The organism is Streptomyces sp. A5-4 (assembly GCF_051131715.1).
Lineage (GTDB): Bacteria > Actinomycetota > Actinomycetes > Streptomycetales > Streptomycetaceae > Streptomyces.
Genome location: NZ_CP178591.1, coordinates 5,874,015 through 5,891,406, shown reverse-complemented (window position 1 = coordinate 5,891,406; position 17,392 = coordinate 5,874,015). Strand labels below are relative to the sequence as shown.

Below are 17,392 nucleotides of genomic sequence, written 5' to 3'. Positions count from 1 at the left end.
CTGTGCCGGTTGTGGCCGATGTGGCCGACTGAGCGACCCCGGCACGGACCACGGGGGGTGCGCCTTGGAAGCGCTGCGTCAGGACGATCCGCGCCAAATCGGTCCGTACGCCGCATTGTTGCGCCTGCGTGAGACCGCGAGTGCCGTGCAGTACCTGGCCCACGGCCAGGACGGCTCCAGCGTCGTGGTGGCCCTCGCGCGCCCGGAGCTGGCCGGGGTGGCCGCTTTCCAGCGGCGTTTCGCCGCGGAGGCACGGACCGCGGAGCGGCTGGCCGGTGGCTGGGTACAGGCGCCGCTGGAGTGCCGCACCGACGGGCCCGAGCTGTGGACGGCGAGCGGGTACGTGCCCGCACTGACCCTGGGCGAGGCCATCACCCTCGCCGGACCGCTGCCCGAGCGGACCGTGCGCATACTGGGCGCCGCTCTCGCCGAGACCCTTTCGCGGGTGCATGCCACGGGCGCGGTACTGCACGGCCTCGCCGCCGACACCGTGCTGCTGGCCTCCGACGGGCCGCGCCTGACCGCCTTCGGGGCGCTGGGTGCGGCGGCGCAGGCCGCGGCCGGGCCCGGCGGGCAGCTGTCCGTACGGCTCGGTTACCTCACCCCGGAGCAGGTCTCCGGCCAGGAGCCCGGCCCCGCGTCCGACCTCTTCGTACTGGGGCTGCTGCTGACGTACGCGGCGACGGGCGCGACCCCGTTCTCGGCGGGCCCCGACGCGACGGCCGCCGAGCGCATCGCGCGGGCCGAGCCCGAACTCAGTGGCGTACCAGCGGAGTTGCGGGAGCTGATCGGCCGCTGCCTGGTGAAGGACCCGGCCGCCCGGCCCGCCCCGGGCTCGGTGGCGGCCGAGCTGGCCCTGGAAGGCGCGGCGGCCCTCGCACGCGACGGCTGGCTCCCCGAACCGCTGGTGACGGCACTCGCGGAGCAGGCCTCCCGGGCGTCCGCGCCGGAGACGGGACAAGCGCCCGAGGACCGGCGGCCGGTGGCCGCGGTGGCTGCTCAGCTGCCCGCCCGGATCGAGGTACCGGCCCAGGGGCACCGGCCCGCCCCGGGCCAGGTGCCCGCGCAGGTCCCGGGACGGGTTCCGGGGCAGGCGCCGGTGTCGCATCAGACGCTGTCGTTGGTACGCGCCGCCGAGGAGGCCGCGCCCGCCCCGGCGCAGCCTGCTGTGCCCGCCTACCAGCGGCCCGAGCGGCCCGTCCTGCCTCCCGCCCTTCCCCCTGCCCCGCATCCGGCACCGGCCGGACCGGGGCGATCCGGTGGCGTGGACCGCCGGTCCCTGCTCACCGGAGTCGTGGCGGGCGCCGCGGGGCTGGTCCTCGGCGGGGGCGGCGTGCTGGCCTTCGCCTCGGACGACCCCGCGCCCGCTCCCAAGCCCGCCCCGAAGCCGCCGACGCCCAGCAAGCGGCCGTTGCCCGGCCTTTATGCGGCGCCACGCTGGGCCTACCGGCATCCCGTCCAGGAGCCGCCCGGCACACCGGGCGCCGTGATCTGGCGGGACCGTGTGCTGTTCGTACCCGGTGGCAAGCAGACGGTCGGCGTGGATCTGCGCACCGGCCGGCAGTTGTGGGAACAGCCGGACGCCACCGCGATCCACCTGCCGGTGGCCGTCGACGACGAGCTGTGCCTGGTCGTGACCGGCAGCGAGTTCCTGTGGCTCTCGGCGAAGGACGGCAGGATCGGGCACCGGGTCCGGTACGCGGAGGCCCTGGTGAAGGGCGACCGTCTGCGGATCTCGAACGTGGCCGCCTCCGACGGGCCCGTCGTCTGGTTCACCGGGCTCACCAGGAGGACGACCGGCAAGAAGCCCCGCGAACGGGCCTATCTGTTCGCGTACGACATGGTGGCGCGCAAGGAGCTGTGGCGCGCGCCCGTACCGCACGAGCACAAGACCAACGGTCCGCGCTACGAGGTGGTCGCCGTCCGCCCCGAGGGCATCCTCGTGCGGCAGGACACCGAGTCCCTCACCCCTGGGCAGCGGAAGAAGGCCAAGAACAAGGCCGTCTTCATGCTCTTCGACCGCAAGAGCGGCAAGCGGCTGTGGAGCAGGCCCGTCGGGCCGCTCAAGCCGGACGGCATTGTCATGGGCGCCGGATCGTCGGACCTGCTGTACGCGTCCGTCGGCGACGATCTGCATGCCTACGACACCCGCACCGGGAAGCGGAAGTGGCAGCTGGGCGGTACGGCCCCGCACGCGTTCGCCAAGGGGACATTGCGGGACACCACGCTGTTCGCGGCGAACTCCTTCCACGACGTGTACGCCGTGAACGCGGCGACCGGGGCCACCCTGTGGAAGCGTTCGACCGAGGGCAGCGGGCCGCGCGAGAGGCCGCGCGTCGTGCTGTCCACGACCGGCAGCACCGCGCTCGCGGTCGAGTCCACCCAGGTCACTGCGTTCTCCGCGCAGGACGGCGGGCGGCTGTGGAAGTTCCAGGACGCGGGGGTCCGTAAGCCGGACGACGGCAGGGACAAGGTCGCGCCCGCCTACCGGGCGCTGGCCTCCGGGAACGGGCTCGCCGTGGTGTGGCGCGATCGCACGTATTACGCGCTCGAAGTCGACTGAGGCGGCCGGGGCCGCGGCGCAGCGGGGGCGACTGCATGTCCCTCGCTCCGAGCGGGGAGGCGCGCCGGAGGTGTGGCGCCTTCCCCCTCGACGGGTGACACGGTTGCCCCAACCCGCCCTCTCACCAGGTCGCCCCGCCGTGGTCGGCGCATCATCGCCGTGAGCCGGACTGTCCGGCCCGCAACCGGAGGTGATGACGTGCCAGGAAGGCTCTCCCAGTCCGTACGGACGGTGGCGCTGGCGGCGGCAACGGTGTTCGCGGTGGTACCGGTCTCGTCCGCCGCGGCCGCCGCCCCCCTGGAGCCGGTACCCGGTGTACCGGGGGATGCGGTACCCGGTGAGGACGTAGCGGGTGGGTCCAACGTGCCGGGGGTGTCCGCCGTGCCCGGCGAGTCCACGGTGCCCGGCGCGTCCGATGGGCCGGGTGTCGGTGATGAGGCCGATGCCGGCGGTGAGGCCGGCGCCCTGGACGCCTTCGGTGTACCCGCCGGTACCGATGATCCGGCCGCGTCCGGCACCGCGGGCCGGTCCGAGCCGCTCGACGGGACCAGGAGCGTCGCCGAGTTGCTGGCGGAACTCCGGCGGCTGTACCAGCAGGCCGAGGAGGCCGGCGAGACGTACAAGGCGACCGACCAGGCGGTCAAGGAGCAGCGGCGCGAGGTCAGGAAAGTCGCGTCGGGACTGTCCAAGGTGCGGTTCACCCTGGCCGGGAGCCGGGGCACGGCGGGCCGGCTGGCGCGTGAGCAGTACCAGGGGCGCACCGAACTCTCCCCCTATCTACGGCTGTTGCTGGCCAAAGACCCGCAGTACGCCCTGCACCAGGGGCATGTGCTCCAGCGGGCGGCCGACGACCGGGCCGCTACGATCTCCCGGCTGGAGAGCGGCGAGAAGCGGGCCGTCGAGCTGGCGCGGACCGAGCGCCGCGCGCTCGGCGTGCAGCAGGCGCTCGCCACGAAGCAGAAGAAGCAGCGCGACGCGGTGGGTGTGCGGCTCAAGAAGGTCGAGGCGCTGCTCGCCTCGTTGACCGAGGACCAACTCGCGGACCTGGCGCTGCTGGAGACCCGGACCACGGGCGCTGCCCAGCGCGAGCTCGTCACCTCGGGCGCGCTGGGCAGCCCGGCGGCGACGGCCAGACGCCCGTCCAAGCAGGGCGGTGAGGCGGTGGAGTACGCCGTACGGCAGCTCGGCAAGCCGTACGTGTGGGGCGCGGAGGGCCCGGCGTCCTTCGACTGCTCCGGACTCACCTCGCAGGCGTGGGCGCAGGCGGGGCGCGCCATTCCGCGAACCAGTCAGGAGCAGTGGCGGCAGCTGCCTAAGGTGTCGTTGCGGGCGCTGCGGCCGGGGGACCTGGTGATCTACTTCCCCAAGGCCACGCATGTGGCGATCTACCTCGGCAGGGGGATGGTGGTGCAGGCCCCGCGGCCGGGTACGCGCGTCAAGGTCTCGCCGATCGCGGCGAATCCGCTGCTCGGTGCGGTGCGACCGGACCCGTTGGTGAAGTCGGTCGCCGCGAGCGCCTATACGCCGCCGGCGCTGCCTCGGGGGGCCGTCGGTGGCGGCTCGGACGCGGGGTACGGGGAGGCGGGAGCGCCGGGGGCGTGATTTCCCGGTACCGGGGCTCCACCCCGGGCGCCGGGCCCCAGGCCTCGGGCCTGGGGCCTCGGGCCTCGGGCCTCGGGCCTCGGGCCTCGGGCCTCGGACGCCGGGCGGGCCGAAAAGACGCCGTGCGGGCCCAAAAATGGCTTGGGCCCGCACGGAAGCCGTCGGTCAGGAACCGGAGGCCAGGGCCTCCGTCGTCTCCCGCAGGTACGCGTTCGTCCTGTCCGGCTCGTAGAAGAAGTTCTCGAAGTCCGACGGATCGTTGAAGCCGTTCGCGAAGCGGTCGGCGACCGGCGGCAGTTGGCCCGCCGCGCCGATCAGGTTCAGCACGTGCTCCGGCGGGACGCCCAGCATCGCGTTCGTCCACTTGGTGACGTGCTGGGCCGTGTCCCAGTAGCGGTCGAACGTGGTCCGCATCCAGGCCTCGTCGAACGCGCCGTCACCGTGCGAGACGATCGAGTCGAGGTACGAAGCGGCGCACTTGGAGGCCGAGTTGGAGCCCTGCCCGGTGACCGGGTCGTTCGCGACCACCACGTCGGCGACGCCAAGCACCAGGCCGCCGCCCGGCAGCCTGCCGACGGGGTTGCGGACCGTCGGGGCGTACCGGCCGGCCAGCGTCCCGTTGGCGTCGGTCAGTTCGACCTTCGTGGCGCGCGCGTACTCCCACGGGAGGAACTGCTCCATGAGCTCCAGCGTGAGCGCCAGGTGCTCGGAGGGGCCCTTGACGCCCTTGAACGCGTCGACCGGGCCGCCGGGGACGCCCTCCCAGAAGAGAATGTCCGCCCGGCCCGCCGTGGTGAGGGTGGGCATCACGAACAGCTCACCGACCCCCGGCACCAGGTTGCACCGCACCGCGTCGAACTCCGGGTGCTCCGGGCGCGGGCCGAGTCCGTGCACGTACGCCACGGCGAGTGCGCGCTGCGGGGCGTCGTACGGGGAGCGTGCCGCGTCCCGGCCGAACATGGAGACCAGCTCGCCCTTGCCCGCCGACACCATGACCAGGTCGTACGTACGGGAGAAGAAGTCCAGGTCGGAAACGGCCGCGCCGTGGATGACGAGCTGCCCGCCGCGCTGCGCGAACGTGTCCATCCAGCCCGCCATCTTCACGCGCTGGTCCACGGACTGGGCGTAACCGTCCAGCTTGCCGACCCAGTCGACGGCCCGCGAGGAGTCCGGCGCGGCCACCGAGACACCGACGCCCTCTATCAGCGGGGCCTGCGACTCCCAGAAGTTGATCTGGAGGTCACGCTCGTGCTGGAGCGCGGTGTCGAACATGCACTGCGTCGACATGACCCGGCCGGCCCTGATCTCGTCCGCCGTGCGGTTGGACATCAGGGTGACCTCGTACCCGCGGGACTGGAGCCCGAGGGCGAGCTGAAGCCCGGACTGGCCGGCTCCGACTATGAGTATCTTCCGCATGGCGGGTTCTCCGTTACGTGTGACCTGCTGCGTGTGACATACCGCGTGTGACTTACTGCGTGTGACTTACTGCGTAAGACCGACCACGTGTGACCGACCACGTGAGCCGGTTGGTTACTCGGGGCCGGCGGCGAGCGCGTGGCCGACCAGGGCCAGCAGTGACTCGACGACGTTGATCCGGTTGCGCGCGTCCATGATCACAACCGGTATGTGCGACGGCACCGTCAGGGCCTCCCGCACATCGTCGGCCTCGTACCCCGGTGTGCCTTCGAAATGGTTCACGGCGACGATGTACGGCAGCCCGCAGCTCTCGAAGTAGTCGAGGGCCGGGAAGCAGTCCGAGAGCCGCCGTGTGTCCGCCATGACGACGGCGCCTATCGCACCCCGCACCAGGTCGTCCCACATGAACCAGAAGCGCTGCTGACCCGGCGTCCCGAAGACGTACAGCACGAGGTCGTCGGCGAGGGTGACGCGGCCGAAGTCCATCGCGACGGTGGTGGTGAGCTTGTCCGGCGTCGCGGAGAGGTCGTCGGTCTCCTCGCTGGCGGTGGTCATCACCGCCTCGGTCTCCAGCGGGGTTATCTCGGAGACGGCCTTGACGAAGGTGGTCTTGCCGACGCCGAAGCCGCCCGCGACCACGATCTTCGTGGCGATGGGGGCCCGGGTGCGGTCGGTCTGCCAGTCCCGGGCGCCGTCTTCCGCCTGGGGCGGCAGGGACTGCACCGGGACGGACGGTGTCTCGGAGACGGAGGGGACGTCAGAGACGACGGAGTCCACTCATCACCCTTTCCAGTAGCGCGCGGTCGGGCTGGCCGGTGCCGTGCCCGGTCCCGTACACACGGATCTTTCCCTGGTCGGCCAAGTCGCTGAGCAGCACACGCACCACGCCGAGCGGCATCTTCAGCAGCGCGGAGATCTCCGCGACGGTACGCATCCGACGGCACAGCTCGACGATGGCCCGCATCTCCGGCATGACGCGCTGCAGGCCGCCGCCGGTGAGCTCGCGCCGGTCCTCGGGCCCTTCGAGCGCGGCCACGAAGGTCTCGACGAGCAGGACGTGCGTGAAGCGGGTACGGCCGCCGGTGAGCGAGTACGGGCGTACGCGGGCGGGCCGGCGGCCCTCGCCCCGTACCGGGAGTTTGACGGTGTGTGACGTCGTCACAGGGCGCTCTCCATCGATTTGCGCAGCTCGCTGCGGAGTTCGGGGGTGAGGACGTGACCGGCGCGGCCGACGAAGAGTGCCATGTGGTACGCCACGACGCTCATGTCGCAGTCGGGCGTGGCATGGACGCCGAGCAGCGAGCCGTCACTGATCGACATGACGAAGACGCTGCCGTCGGCCATCGAGATCATCGTCTGCTTGACGCCACCGCCGTCCATCAGCTTCGCGGCGCCCTGGGTGAGGCTGGCGAGGCCGGAGACAATGGTGGCCAGGTCCGCGCTCGACCCCTTGGGGCCGTCCTGCCGGGCGGAGGCGGCGGCGGGACCGACGGCCCGCTCCGGGTCGGAGGACAGGAGCAGCAGCCCGTCGGAGGACACGACGGCGACCGAGAGGAGACCCGGCACCTCCTCCACGAGATTGCTCAACAGCCAGTGGAGATTACGGGCTTCGCTGCTCAGTCCGAATGTGCTCGATGCGGTCAACTACGGGCCTCCTCAACGGTGTCCCCCTCGGTCTCAGTACGGTCCCCGTTGGCTGAACTGCTGGAAATCTCTGCTTCTACGTCGCGCCGGCCCTCGTTGGCGCCCTGCTGGAAGCCGCCGAGACGCCGCCGCAGGGCGTCCGCGTCGACGCTGCCGGTGCGGGCCGCGGGCTCCGCCGGGCCGGACCCGAGCACCTTGGGCGTCCGCTTGGGAAGCCCCTTGTCGGTGACCCGTTCCCACTTCGGGGGGGCCGATGCGGCTGCGGACGAGGGTACTTCGGTCTCGGGGGCCGGGGAGTGAGGCTCGGCGGGCACGGTCTCGATCACCGTCGGGACGGCGTCCTCGGCGGCATCAGCGGCCTCGGCGGGCACCTTCGGGAGCCGCATGGTCCAGGTCGGCTCGTCGACCGGCGGTTCGTGGGCCGGCGGCTCATCGACCGGCGGCTGGTGGGCCTGCGGCTCGTCGACCGGCGGTTCGTCGACCGGCGGTTCAACGGCCTGCGGTTCATCGGCCGGGCGTCCGGCGATCAGCGCCTCTTCGGCCAACGGCGTCTCGACCGTGGGCACTTCGACGGTGGGCTCTTCGGCCGACGGCTCGTCCTGTGCGCCGTTTCCGTCGGGTACCCGCTCGTGCGTGTCGGGCCCGATGGCGTACCGGTCGAAAACAGCCGCTGCGGCACGCTCGCCCCGGGCGCGGGCATCCCGCTCCAGGACCGTGCTCCCGTGCACCGGCCGGGGGCCGGCCTCGGCCCCGGAGGGCTCCGGCACGTCCGGCGTGTCCGCCGCGTCCGGAGCCTCGCCCACCGGGGCGGATTCGGTCACGACTCCGGCGTCGGCGCCGTCCTTCGCCCCGTCCTCGGCCAGGCTCACCGCCGCCACCTCGCGGAGCGTCCGCTCCGCCGCTGCCACCAGCGGGTCCTCGCCCACGGCCTCGGGCCGCGTCCGGGTGTCCGGCGCGGAACGCCCCGGCAGCGCGTTGGAGTTCGCCTCCGCGACCGAACCCGGCAGGTTCAGCGTCGGGGCGCCCCCCGCGACCTTCGCGCTCGGCGGCGCCGCCACCGAAGGTATGGCGGGCAGCAGCGCCCCGGGCAGTACGACCACCGCGGCGACCCCGCCCTGCTTCTGCTCCCTCAGCCGTACCCGCACGCCGTGGCGCGCGGCCAGCAGCGCGGCCACGTGCAGGCCGATGCCGCCGTCGGTGCCTTCGCCCGGCTCGTGGGAGACGGGGTCGGCGAGCCGTGTGTTCAGTTCGGCGATCCGGGCCTCCGGCATGCCGATGCCCTCGTCCTGGACCGAGAGCATGACCTCGCCGTTCTCCAGCAGCCAGCCGGAGAACTGGACCTTGGAGTCCGGCGGGGAGAAGGACGTGGCGTTCTCCAGCAGCTCGGCGAGGAGGTGACTCAGGTCGTTCGCCGCGAAACCCGCGACGTGCGAGTGCGGCGGCAGGGACTGGATGTCCACCCGCTCGTACCGCTCGATCTCGCTGACCGCGGCGCGCAGTACGTCGACGAGCGGGACCGGGCCCGCATGGCCGGGCCCCTGTTCCGTACCGGCCAGAACCAGCAGATTCTCACCGTGGCGGCGCATCACGGTCGCCATGTGGTCGAGCTTGAAGAGGGTCGAGAGCCGCTCGGGGTCCTGCTCACGCTCCTCCAGGCCCTCGATGACGCCCAGTTGGCGCTCGACGACGCCCAGCGTGCGCAGCGAGAGGTTGACGAAGGTGGCGTGGACGGTGTGGCGCAGCCGCTCCAGCTGTGCGGCTGCCTCGGCCGCCTGCTTCTGGAGTGCGGTGCGGTCGGCGGCGAGGCTCTCGCGCTGGCCGATCAGGTGCGTGCGGTCGGCGGCGAGCTTCTCGGCGCGTGCGCCGGTCTCGGCCAGTCGGCCGTGCAGCGTGTTGAGGGACCGTACGACCTGGGCGAACTCGTCGTTGCGGCCGGTGAAGCGGATCGGCTCGACGGCGTCGGGGCCGTCGGCCGCCTCGGCCTCGGCGCTCGCCGGCTTGGGCTCCGCCGCCAGCCGGGCCGCGCCGAGCCGCAGTACGGCCAGCGGCTGGGTGAGCGTACGGGCGACGGCCGTGCTGACGCCCACCGCGATGATCATGAGGAGGCCGGCCAGCGCGATCCGGATCTCCAGCGCGGTGACGTCGTCGTCGCGCAGCAGTTCCAGCCGCTGGACCTGCGCCGAGCCGAGCGAGGACTCGACGCCGCGCATCAGGTCGACACGGGCCGACAGGGCGGCCTCCGCCTTGCGGCGGTCGGTGCCGAGCTCCGAGGTGGAGAGCTGGGGCTGGTCGGTGAGGCGGGCCAGGTACTGCTCGGCCGTCCTGACCTCGCTGCCGGTGACGGTGGTCTTGAGCGACTGCCGGGACTTGGCGCCCGCGGCCTGGTCGAAGTCGGCGAGGGCGGCGAGTTCACGTACCCGCGACTGCTGGGCGGCGGCGCTCAGCGCGTTGCGGGTGCGGGCGCTCTCGGAGGTCTTGCTCTCCTGTATCGGCACCAGGAGCCCGGTGATGGGGTCGACGCGGCTGCCGGTGTTCTCGCGCGGCACGGACAGTGCGGCGATCAGCAGGCCCCGGGTCGCGGCGGCCTGCTCGACGGCCTGGCCGAGCGCGGCGGGCGCGCGGGTCGCCTCGGCGGCGCGCGGCGGTGTCCGGTCGGCGAGCTCCTCGGCGAGGTCCTGGAGCTTCTGGATCGCCTCGGTGTACGTCTTGTGGGCCTCCAGCGCGGTGCCCTCACCGGTGAGGGCGTCCCTGCGGATGCCGGGGATGCGGGCGAGGTCGCGGCGCAGCGAGGCGGGGGCCGCGGCCTCTATCTCGTCCAGCTGCCGGTCGACGCGGGCGCTGCGGCTGGACGAGAGGGCCTTGGCGGTCTTGTTCGCGCCGGATTCCGCGCCCTCTGCTTCCGCGTCACCGCCGACTCTGTCCGCGTCTCCTTCTTCGCGCCCGGCCGCGATGTACGCGGTGACGTCGTCGCGCTCGTCGGAGAGGGAGTGGGCGAGGGTGACGGCCTGCCGGTTCAGCTCGCTGAGGGTGACCAGCCGCTGGGACTCCGAGAGTTCGGAGGAGGCATGGAAAATGGCGGGGGCACCGGCCGCGAGGACGGTGACGCCGACGACGGCCACGCCGGCGACAAGCCGACTGCGTACCCGTACGGTGCGTTCGGTCCGCTCGCCATTACCGCTACCGCCCCGAGGCCGCTTCTTCTGCACCGGTGCTCGCAATCTTGCTCGACTCGTCTTGCCCATGTGGCCGAGGTGACGCCTGGTCACACAAGAGAGCGCCCCCACCCAGGAACGGCTTCAGACCATTCCAGTGCTTTTGGGAGGGAGGCGTGCATCAACCACTCCGCCACCTGAACGAGTGAACATCACTCCGGAGTTGACGAACAAGTCTCGAACGGCCCCGCCCGACGGCCGCCCGGGGCGCCGGTTGGAACTTCCGCGCAGGCTTTGGCAGGATGCGCCCTCGCAGCTTCCCGGAGCCCCGCATTCCGGGTGAAACCCGCCCCCCGAGCCGTCGGCACGGGCCGACCGGGCCGCACGGGTGACGCCGGGCCCGGCCACTCGGCCACCCACCCGGCCTCCTGCAGACTGGGCCCATGCGCATCGAACTCGCCACGGCCCCCGGTGATCCCGAACGCCCCAATGAGGACTGGGTCGCTGTCGCCCTGCCCGCCGCCGGTCAGGGCGGGGCCCTCGTACTGCTGGACGGGGTGACGCCGCCGGCGGGCGACGACGGTTGCGTGCATTCGGTGCCGTGGTTCACCGCACGACTCGGTGGCGCGCTGCACGAATTGTCCACATCTCGCCGGGATTTGACCCTCCGTGAGATCCTCGCGCAGGCAATCCGGCGCACCGCCGACGCCCATCGCGACACCTGTGATCTTTCTCACCGCCGTACGCCTCAGGCAACGGTGGTCATGGCGCGCTGGGGTACGGACCAGGTCGAACATCTGGTGCTGTCCGATTCCGCGCTGCTCCTGGAGTCCCCGGACGGCTCGGTCCGCGCGGTGCTCGACGACCGGCTCGACCTGGTCCCGCGCGAAGTGCTCGCCTCGCACGCCGCGACCGACGCCCTGCGCAACATGGCGGGCGGCTTCTTCACCGCGGCGGCCGACCCGGAGGTCGCGGCGCGCGCCGTGGCGGGCGCGGCGCCGCGCGAGCAGGTGCGGGCGGTGGCGGCGCTCACCGACGGCGCGGGCCGCTGGGTCGAGACCTTCGGCGAGGGCGACTGGGCCGACTGCCTGGGCCTGCTGCGCAAGGAGGGCCCGCAGGGCCTGATCGACCGTGTACGGGCCCTGGAGGACGCGGCGGCCACGCCGGGCGTCGTACGCCCCGGGAAGAAGCACGACGACGCGGCAGTGGTCTACGTGGAGCTCTGAGGGGCCCCCGGCCCGGCGGCGGTGCGGGGCTCGCTGCTCGGCGCGGTCGGCCGAGGCCACCATCGCCCCGGCCGTCCGACGCAGCCGTGGTCACCCGGGGAGCCGGTCAGCTCTCGGCCCGGCTGTTCAACTGGTGGAGCAGCCGGGCGAGTTCGGCGACCTCCAGCCGGTCCCAGTCGGCGAGCTTGCGTACGTACCGGGCGCGGCGGGCGTCCCGCACCCGGCGGAAGCGCTCGCGCCCCCCGTCGGTCAGCGCCACGAGTGAGGCCCGCCCGTCGGCCGGGTCGGGCTCCCGGGTCACCAGACCGAGGTCCTCCATCGCGCGCAGCTGCCGGCTCATGGTCGCCTTGCCGACACCGAACCAGGCGGCCAGCTCGGTGGCCCGCTGCCGGTCAGCCTCGTCGAGGCGTACGAGCAGCCCGTAGGCGGCGGGCTCCAGCTCGGGATGGACCTCGCGGGCCATGTCGCCGGACGCGGCGCGGGCCCGGCGCAGGAACACCGCCAGCTCCCGCTCCAGGGACAGGAATTCATGGTCCACCCCAGCGCTGCCGACCTCGCCTTCCGGAGCCCGGTGGCCGCCCGCTCCCTCACTTCCGTGCACGTCAGCACTCATCGCGAGCTTTCCCCATCGTGAAGGTTCCTTCAGCGGCGGCCGTTGCCGCAGCTCGGCCAGTATTTCGCAGGAGTGGACCAGCGGCGGTACCCCGCCCCCGCACGGCCTCGGGGGCAATGGCGCGCGGGACACCGTCGAGCGCGACATGGCTGTGATCTCGGGTGAGCTGCACTGTGACGCCGTACGCGTGTCGGGCGGTGATCCCGTGCGGCCGGGTGTCGCCGCCGAGGCCGCGGCCGGTGTCGGGCTCGAGGTCTGGTTCGCGCCCTTCCCGGTGGACCTTCCGGCCGAGGAGATGCCGGCGTCGTTCTTCGCGGACTGCGCGCAGCGGGCCGAAGCGGTGCGGGTGGGTGGGGCCGAGGTCGTATTCGTCGCCGGGTGTGAGATCAGCACCTTCGAGAACGGGTTCATTCCCGGTGCGACGTACGGGGACCGGCTGGACGTCATGGCCGGCGCCGATCCGGAGTGGCGGGGGTCGCTCGGGCCCGTGCTGGAGCGGCTCAACGGGTTTCTCCGCGAGGCCGTCGGCGTCGTACGGGAACACTTCGGCGGCCGGGTCACCTACGCCGCCGGGCCCTGGGCGTTCATCGACTGGGGCCCGTTCGACCTCGTCGGCGTCGACGCGTACCGGGCCGCGTACACCGCCGAGACTTTCCAGGCCGAGATCCGCGAGCATTTCAAGCACGGCAAGCCTGTCGCCGTCACCGAGTACGGGACGTGCGCGTACCGGGGAGCTGCCGAGCCGTGGCGGCATGGCCTGGCAGGTGCCGGAAGGGGCGGTGGTGGACGAGGGTGAGCAAGTCCGTTACTTCAACGACCTCTTGGACGTCTTCGAGGAGGTGGGCGTGGACACCGCCCTCTGGTTCACCTTCGCCGGCTTCGGCAAGGCGGGCGAGCTGGACGCCTCGCCGTACGGCGTGGTGCGGATGCTCGACGCGCCCCCGGAAGAGGATCCGAACGGGGTCCGGGGAGAGACGCACTGGGAGCCCAGGGCGGCGTTCCGTGCCATGGCCGCGAGGTACGGGCAGGGCTGAGGCGGGCCGCGGAGACGGGCCCCGGACAGGCGGGTGCCGAGGTGCCCGGTCTGGACACCTCGGCAGCCGCGGGTCACGCCCTACGCCGCGACCGGGACCTTGATTTCGGTCCCCGCCGGGGCCAGCGCGATCTCCAGGACCTGGCGGACGTCCGTCACCGGGTGGACCTCCAGCTTGTCCAGGATCTCCGCCGGTACGTCGTCCAGGTCCGCCTCGTTCCGCTTGGGGATCACCACTGTCGTGATGCCCGCCCGGTGCGCGGCCAGCAGCTTCTGCTTCAGGCCGCCGATCGGCAGGACGCGGCCGGTCAGGGACACCTCGCCGGTCATCGCCACGTCCGTACGGACCGGACGCCCCGAAAGGAGCGACGCCAGGGCCGACGTCATGGTGATGCCCGCGCTCGGGCCGTCCTTGGGGATGCCGCCCGCCGGGAAGTGGATGTGCACCCCCCGGTCCTTCAAGTCCGCGACCGGCAGCTCCAGTTCCGCTCCGTGCGAGCGCAGGAAGGAGAGCGCGATCTGCGCGGACTCCTTCATCACGTCGCCCAGCTGGCCCGTCAGGGTCAGCCCCGCGGCGCCCGTCTCCTCGTCGGCGAGGGACGCCTCGACGAACAGCACGTCGCCGCCCGCACCCGTCACCGCGAGGCCGGTGGCCACGCCGGGGACCGCCGTGCGGCGCTCCGCCGGGTCCTGCGCGGACTCCGGGACGTGGTGCGGCCTGCCGATGAGCTTGCGCAAGTGCTTGTCGGCGATCGTGAACGGGAGTTCCTGCTCGCCGAGTTCGTGCTGCGCCGCGACCTTGCGCAGCAGCCGTGCCACCGAGCGCTCCAGGTTGCGTACGCCCGCCTCCCGGGTGTACTCCCCCGCCAGCTTGCGCAGCGCGGAGTCGTCGAGGGTGACCTCGCCGGGCTCCAGACCCGCGCGCTCCAGCTGGCGCGGGAGCAGGTGGTCGCGGGCGATGACGACCTTCTCGTCCTCCGTGTAGCCGTCGAGCCTGACCAGCTCCATGCGGTCGAGCAGGGCCTCCGGGATGGCTTCCAGGACGTTGGCCGTGGCGAGGAAGACGACGTCGGACAGGTCGAGTTCGACTTCGAGGTAGTGGTCGCGGAAGGTGTGGTTCTGCGCCGGGTCCAGGACTTCGAGCAGCGCCGCGGCCGGGTCGCCGCGGTAGTCGGAGCCGACCTTGTCGATCTCGTCGAGGAGGACGACCGGGTTCATCGACCCGGCCTCCTTGATGGCGCGGACGATGCGGCCCGGGAGAGCGCCGACGTACGTACGCCGGTGTCCGCGGATCTCCGCCTCGTCGCGTACGCCGCCGAGCGCGACCCGGACGAACTTGCGCCCCATCGCGTGCGCGACGGACTCACCCAGCGAGGTCTTGCCGACGCCGGGCGGGCCGACCAGGGCCAGCACCGCGCCGCCGCGACGGCCGCCGACGACACCGAGGCCGCGGTCGGCCCGGCGCTTGCGCACCGCGAGGTACTCGGTGATGCGCTCCTTCACGTCGTCCAGGCCCGCGTGCTCCGCGTCGAGGATCGCCTTGGCGCCCTGGATGTCGTACTGGTCCTCGGTGCGTTCGTTCCACGGCAGTTCGAGGATGGTGTCGAGCCAGGTGCGGATCCAGGAGCCCTCGGGCGACTGGTCCGAGGAACGCTCCAGCTTGTCGACCTCCTTGAGGGCGGCCTCACGGACACTCTCGGGGAGGTCGGCGGCCTCGACGCGTGTCCGGTAGTCGTCGGACTCGTCCGCCGTCTCCGCGGACTGGCCGTTGATCTCGCGCAGTTCCTTGCGTACGGCGTCGAGCTGGCGGCGCAGCAGGAACTCGCGCTGCTGCTTGTCCACGCCCTCCTGCACGTCCTTGGCGATGGACTCGGCGACGTCCTGCTCGGCGAGGTGCTCGCTCAGCCGCCGCACGGCGAGCTTGAGGCGGGCCACCGGGTCGGCGGTCTCCAGCAGCTCCACCTTCTGGGTGGTGGTGAGGAAGGGCGAGTAGCCGGAGTTGTCGGCGAGCGCGGAGACGCCCTCGATCTGCTGGACGCGGTCCACGACCTGCCAGGCGCCGCGCTTCTTCAGCCAGGTGGTGGCGAGCGCCTTGTACTCGGTGATCAGTTCGGTGACGGAGCCGGGCAGCGGGTCAGGGACGCTCTCCTCGACACGATTGCCCTCGACCCACAGGGCCACGCCGGGGCCGGTCGTGCCCGCGCCGACCCGGACCCGGTCGACGCCCCGGATGAGGGCGCCGGGATCGCCGTCGGAGAGCCGGCCGACCTGCTCGACGGTGCCGAGGACGCCGGTCCCCGCGTACGTACCGTCGATTCGAGGAACGAGAAGCACCTGCGGCTTGTTGCCACTGGAACGGGCGGCGGCCTGTGCGGCCTCCACCGCGGCGCGTACATCGGGATCGGACAGGTCCAGGGGCACCACCATTCCGGGCAGCACGACCTCGTCATCGAGCGGCAGCACAGGCAGGGTGAGTGGATTGGACGTCGATGCCATGATCTCCCCTAGGGCAGTGAAGTTGAGCTATGCCGACTCAATGCTGGGGAGCGACCGAATGTTCCCGAGCCTGCGTTCGCTCTGAGCGATCAGGTGGCGACGATCACGCCGGAGCCTCACCGAGCAGGGCCTGTAATGGCTAATATCCATCAGCAGCCATTACCTAGGAATCAGGAGTACGGCATGACCGGGGCCCCTTTCCGCACCACCGCCGATGCCGTCCGCGCCTGGGTCGACGGCTGGGTCCTGTCCCGGGGTGCGGCGGACCCGCTGCCCCGGCCCTGGGGCCTCACTGTCGATGTCGGCCTCCCGCACCACGCCACCCGGCACGTCATGACCGACGCCGACGAGGCGACCGTCCGCGAACTCGCCGAGGCGTACGCCGCCCCGGCCGTCTGCCTCAAGATCTTCCTGGATCCGGAGACCGTCGCGCCGTGGCTCGGCCCGGGGTGGGTCTCCGACGGTCCCGGCTGGCTGATGACGACCGCCTTGCGCCCGTCCGGCGCCGAGACCCCGGACGGCTACACGCTCAGGTCCTGGACGCGCGGCGGCGTGATCCGGGCCCTCGTCCTCGCCCCCGACGGCGGATTCGCCGCCTGCGGCCAGGTCGCCCCGACCGGCACGACGGCGGTGGTCGACCAGGTGGAGACCTCCCCGGCGCACCGCCGCAAGGGGCTGGGCGGCCTGGTGATGCGCACGCTCCAGGGCGCGGCGTACGACCGGGGCGCGCGGACCGGGTTGCTGGGCGCGACCACCGACGGGCGGGGGCTGTACGAGGCTCTGGGCTGGGAGGTCCGCGCACCGCTGGTCGGGGTGACGTACACGCCGGACGCCGCCGGGGGAACGGGCCGGGCGCGGGGCCGATGACGAGCCCCGCACCCGGGGTGCCGATTCGCCCGGCGCCAGGTGGTGGACGCGGGGCCCCGATAGCCGGAAGCTTGGCCGCACGAGGGCGGGCGCGGCGCGCGGGGCGCGTACTGACCCGATGACGCGAGGAGTTGGGGCGCGTATGCGGCGAAGCGTGTGTGGCGCGGTGGCCGGAACCATGATGATCGCCACGCTGTCACTGACGGGGTGCGGGAGCGGTGACGGCCGCGGATCTGACGCGGGTACGTCCGAGAGCGCGCCCAGCCCCTCGGTCGGCAGGAGCGGCGGCGACCAGACCGGCACCTCCGCCCCGCCGCCGACCGGTGCGCCGACGCCGTCCGCGTCCACACCCTCCGCACCCTCCACCCCCGCGCCCGCGAACGAGCGGCTCGTCACGGTCACCGTCAGCGGCGGGTTCGACGGGCGGCACCAGAGCACTCTCGTCAACGGCGACGGGTCGTACAGGATGCTGTCGCACAGGCCCGAGCGGCCCGAGCACACGGGGCGGATGAAGCCGGCCGAGCTGGCCGAGCTGCGCACGGCCCTCGCGGAGGCCGACTTCGCGAAGCTGCCCCGCCTCAACGTCGCCGATCAGCCCATCGCCGACGGGCTCACCACCGCCGTTGTGCACCGGGGCCACGAGGTGGTGACGGACGGTTCGAAGCCGGTCCCGGGGCTGGACCGGGTCATCGCCGCACTGCCGGCGATGCGCACCGGGGCCTGATCCGCCCGGCCCGACACCGGGCACGGGCCGAGGGTTTCCGGTCACCTACGGACAAA

At 72.6% G+C, this 17,392-nt stretch carries 14 protein-coding genes; 7 read left to right on the top strand and 7 right to left on the bottom strand.

The window, feature by feature from the left end; all coding sequences use genetic code 11:
• Positions 1 to 64: 64 nt before the first annotated feature.
• Together ACLLJJ_RS27635 and ACLLJJ_RS27630 are read left to right on the top strand one after the other, a co-directional pair.
• The gene (locus tag ACLLJJ_RS27635) at positions 65 to 2,563 is read left to right on the top strand and encodes a PQQ-binding-like beta-propeller repeat protein (RefSeq protein WP_434596428.1); all 2,499 of its coding nucleotides are present in this window, start codon (positions 65 to 67) and stop codon (positions 2,561 to 2,563) included.
• Positions 2,564 to 2,761: 198 nt separating this feature from the next.
• A complete protein-coding gene (locus ACLLJJ_RS27630; protein ID WP_434596426.1) occupies positions 2,762 to 4,165 on the top strand; it encodes an NlpC/P60 family protein in 1,404 nt (467 codons plus the stop codon).
• Between the two features lie 165 nt (positions 4,166 to 4,330).
• Here the strand turns inward: ACLLJJ_RS27630 and ACLLJJ_RS27625 are convergent, their stop codons facing one another.
• The 5 genes from ACLLJJ_RS27625 to ACLLJJ_RS27605 form a co-directional block, all read right to left on the bottom strand.
• Entirely contained in the window at positions 4,331 to 5,581 is a 1,251-nt protein-coding gene (locus ACLLJJ_RS27625) for a styrene monooxygenase/indole monooxygenase family protein (RefSeq protein WP_434596424.1), read from the bottom strand.
• Between the two features lie 114 nt (positions 5,582 to 5,695).
• Positions 5,696 to 6,304: a GTP-binding protein gene (locus ACLLJJ_RS27620; RefSeq protein ID WP_434600539.1), complete on the bottom strand. Its 609-nt coding sequence runs from the start codon at positions 6,302 to 6,304 to the stop codon at positions 5,696 to 5,698.
• 34 nt (positions 6,305 to 6,338) lie between these two features.
• Entirely contained in the window at positions 6,339 to 6,743 is a 405-nt protein-coding gene (locus ACLLJJ_RS27615; protein ID WP_283517331.1) for a DUF742 domain-containing protein, read from the bottom strand.
• On the bottom strand, positions 6,740 to 7,225 hold the full coding sequence (locus ACLLJJ_RS27610) for a roadblock/LC7 domain-containing protein (protein ID WP_434596422.1): 486 nt from the start codon (positions 7,223 to 7,225) through the stop codon (positions 6,740 to 6,742). Before ACLLJJ_RS27610 ends, ACLLJJ_RS27615 begins: the two co-directional genes overlap by 4 nt.
• A complete protein-coding gene (locus ACLLJJ_RS27605) occupies positions 7,222 to 10,431 on the bottom strand; it encodes a nitrate- and nitrite sensing domain-containing protein (RefSeq protein ID WP_434596420.1) in 3,210 nt (1,069 codons plus the stop codon). The genes ACLLJJ_RS27610 and ACLLJJ_RS27605 overlap by 4 nt, the downstream gene beginning before the upstream one ends.
• A 389-nt stretch (positions 10,432 to 10,820) precedes the next feature.
• Here ACLLJJ_RS27605 and ACLLJJ_RS27600 point away from each other — a divergent pair, with 389 nt between their 5' ends.
• Positions 10,821 to 11,603, top strand: a complete 783-nt coding sequence (locus tag ACLLJJ_RS27600; protein WP_434596419.1) for a hypothetical protein — start codon at positions 10,821 to 10,823, stop codon at positions 11,601 to 11,603.
• A 106-nt stretch (positions 11,604 to 11,709) separates the two neighbouring features.
• On the opposite strand, the gene ACLLJJ_RS27595 is transcribed toward ACLLJJ_RS27600, so the two are convergent.
• Positions 11,710 to 12,204 carry a MarR family winged helix-turn-helix transcriptional regulator gene (locus tag ACLLJJ_RS27595; protein WP_434600538.1) on the bottom strand — a complete coding sequence of 165 codons (495 nt, stop codon included), beginning with the start codon at positions 12,202 to 12,204 and terminating at the stop codon, positions 11,710 to 11,712.
• Positions 12,205 to 12,361: 157 nt separating this feature from the next.
• Here ACLLJJ_RS27595 and ACLLJJ_RS27590 point away from each other — a divergent pair, with 157 nt between their 5' ends.
• Together ACLLJJ_RS27590 and ACLLJJ_RS27585 are read left to right on the top strand one after the other, a co-directional pair.
• Complete coding sequence (locus ACLLJJ_RS27590; RefSeq protein WP_434596417.1) at positions 12,362 to 13,012, top strand: hypothetical protein; 651 nt, start codon at positions 12,362 to 12,364, stop codon at positions 13,010 to 13,012.
• Positions 12,999 to 13,250: a hypothetical protein gene (locus ACLLJJ_RS27585; RefSeq protein ID WP_434596415.1), complete on the top strand. Its 252-nt coding sequence runs from the start codon at positions 12,999 to 13,001 to the stop codon at positions 13,248 to 13,250. The genes ACLLJJ_RS27590 and ACLLJJ_RS27585 overlap by 14 nt, the downstream gene beginning before the upstream one ends.
• Before the next feature lie 80 nt (positions 13,251 to 13,330).
• On the opposite strand, the gene lon is transcribed toward ACLLJJ_RS27585, so the two are convergent.
• Complete coding sequence (lon, locus tag ACLLJJ_RS27580; protein WP_434596413.1) at positions 13,331 to 15,745, bottom strand: endopeptidase La; 2,415 nt, start codon at positions 15,743 to 15,745, stop codon at positions 13,331 to 13,333.
• 183 nt (positions 15,746 to 15,928) lie between these two features.
• On the opposite strand from lon, the gene ACLLJJ_RS27575 reads away from it, so the two are divergent.
• Positions 15,929 to 16,612, top strand: coding sequence for a GNAT family N-acetyltransferase (locus ACLLJJ_RS27575; protein WP_434596411.1), 684 nt, complete (start codon positions 15,929 to 15,931; stop codon positions 16,610 to 16,612).
• Between the two features lie 142 nt (positions 16,613 to 16,754).
• Positions 16,755 to 17,336, top strand: a complete 582-nt coding sequence (locus tag ACLLJJ_RS27570) for a hypothetical protein (RefSeq protein ID WP_434596409.1) — start codon at positions 16,755 to 16,757, stop codon at positions 17,334 to 17,336.
• The last annotated feature ends 56 nt before the right edge of the window (positions 17,337 to 17,392 follow it).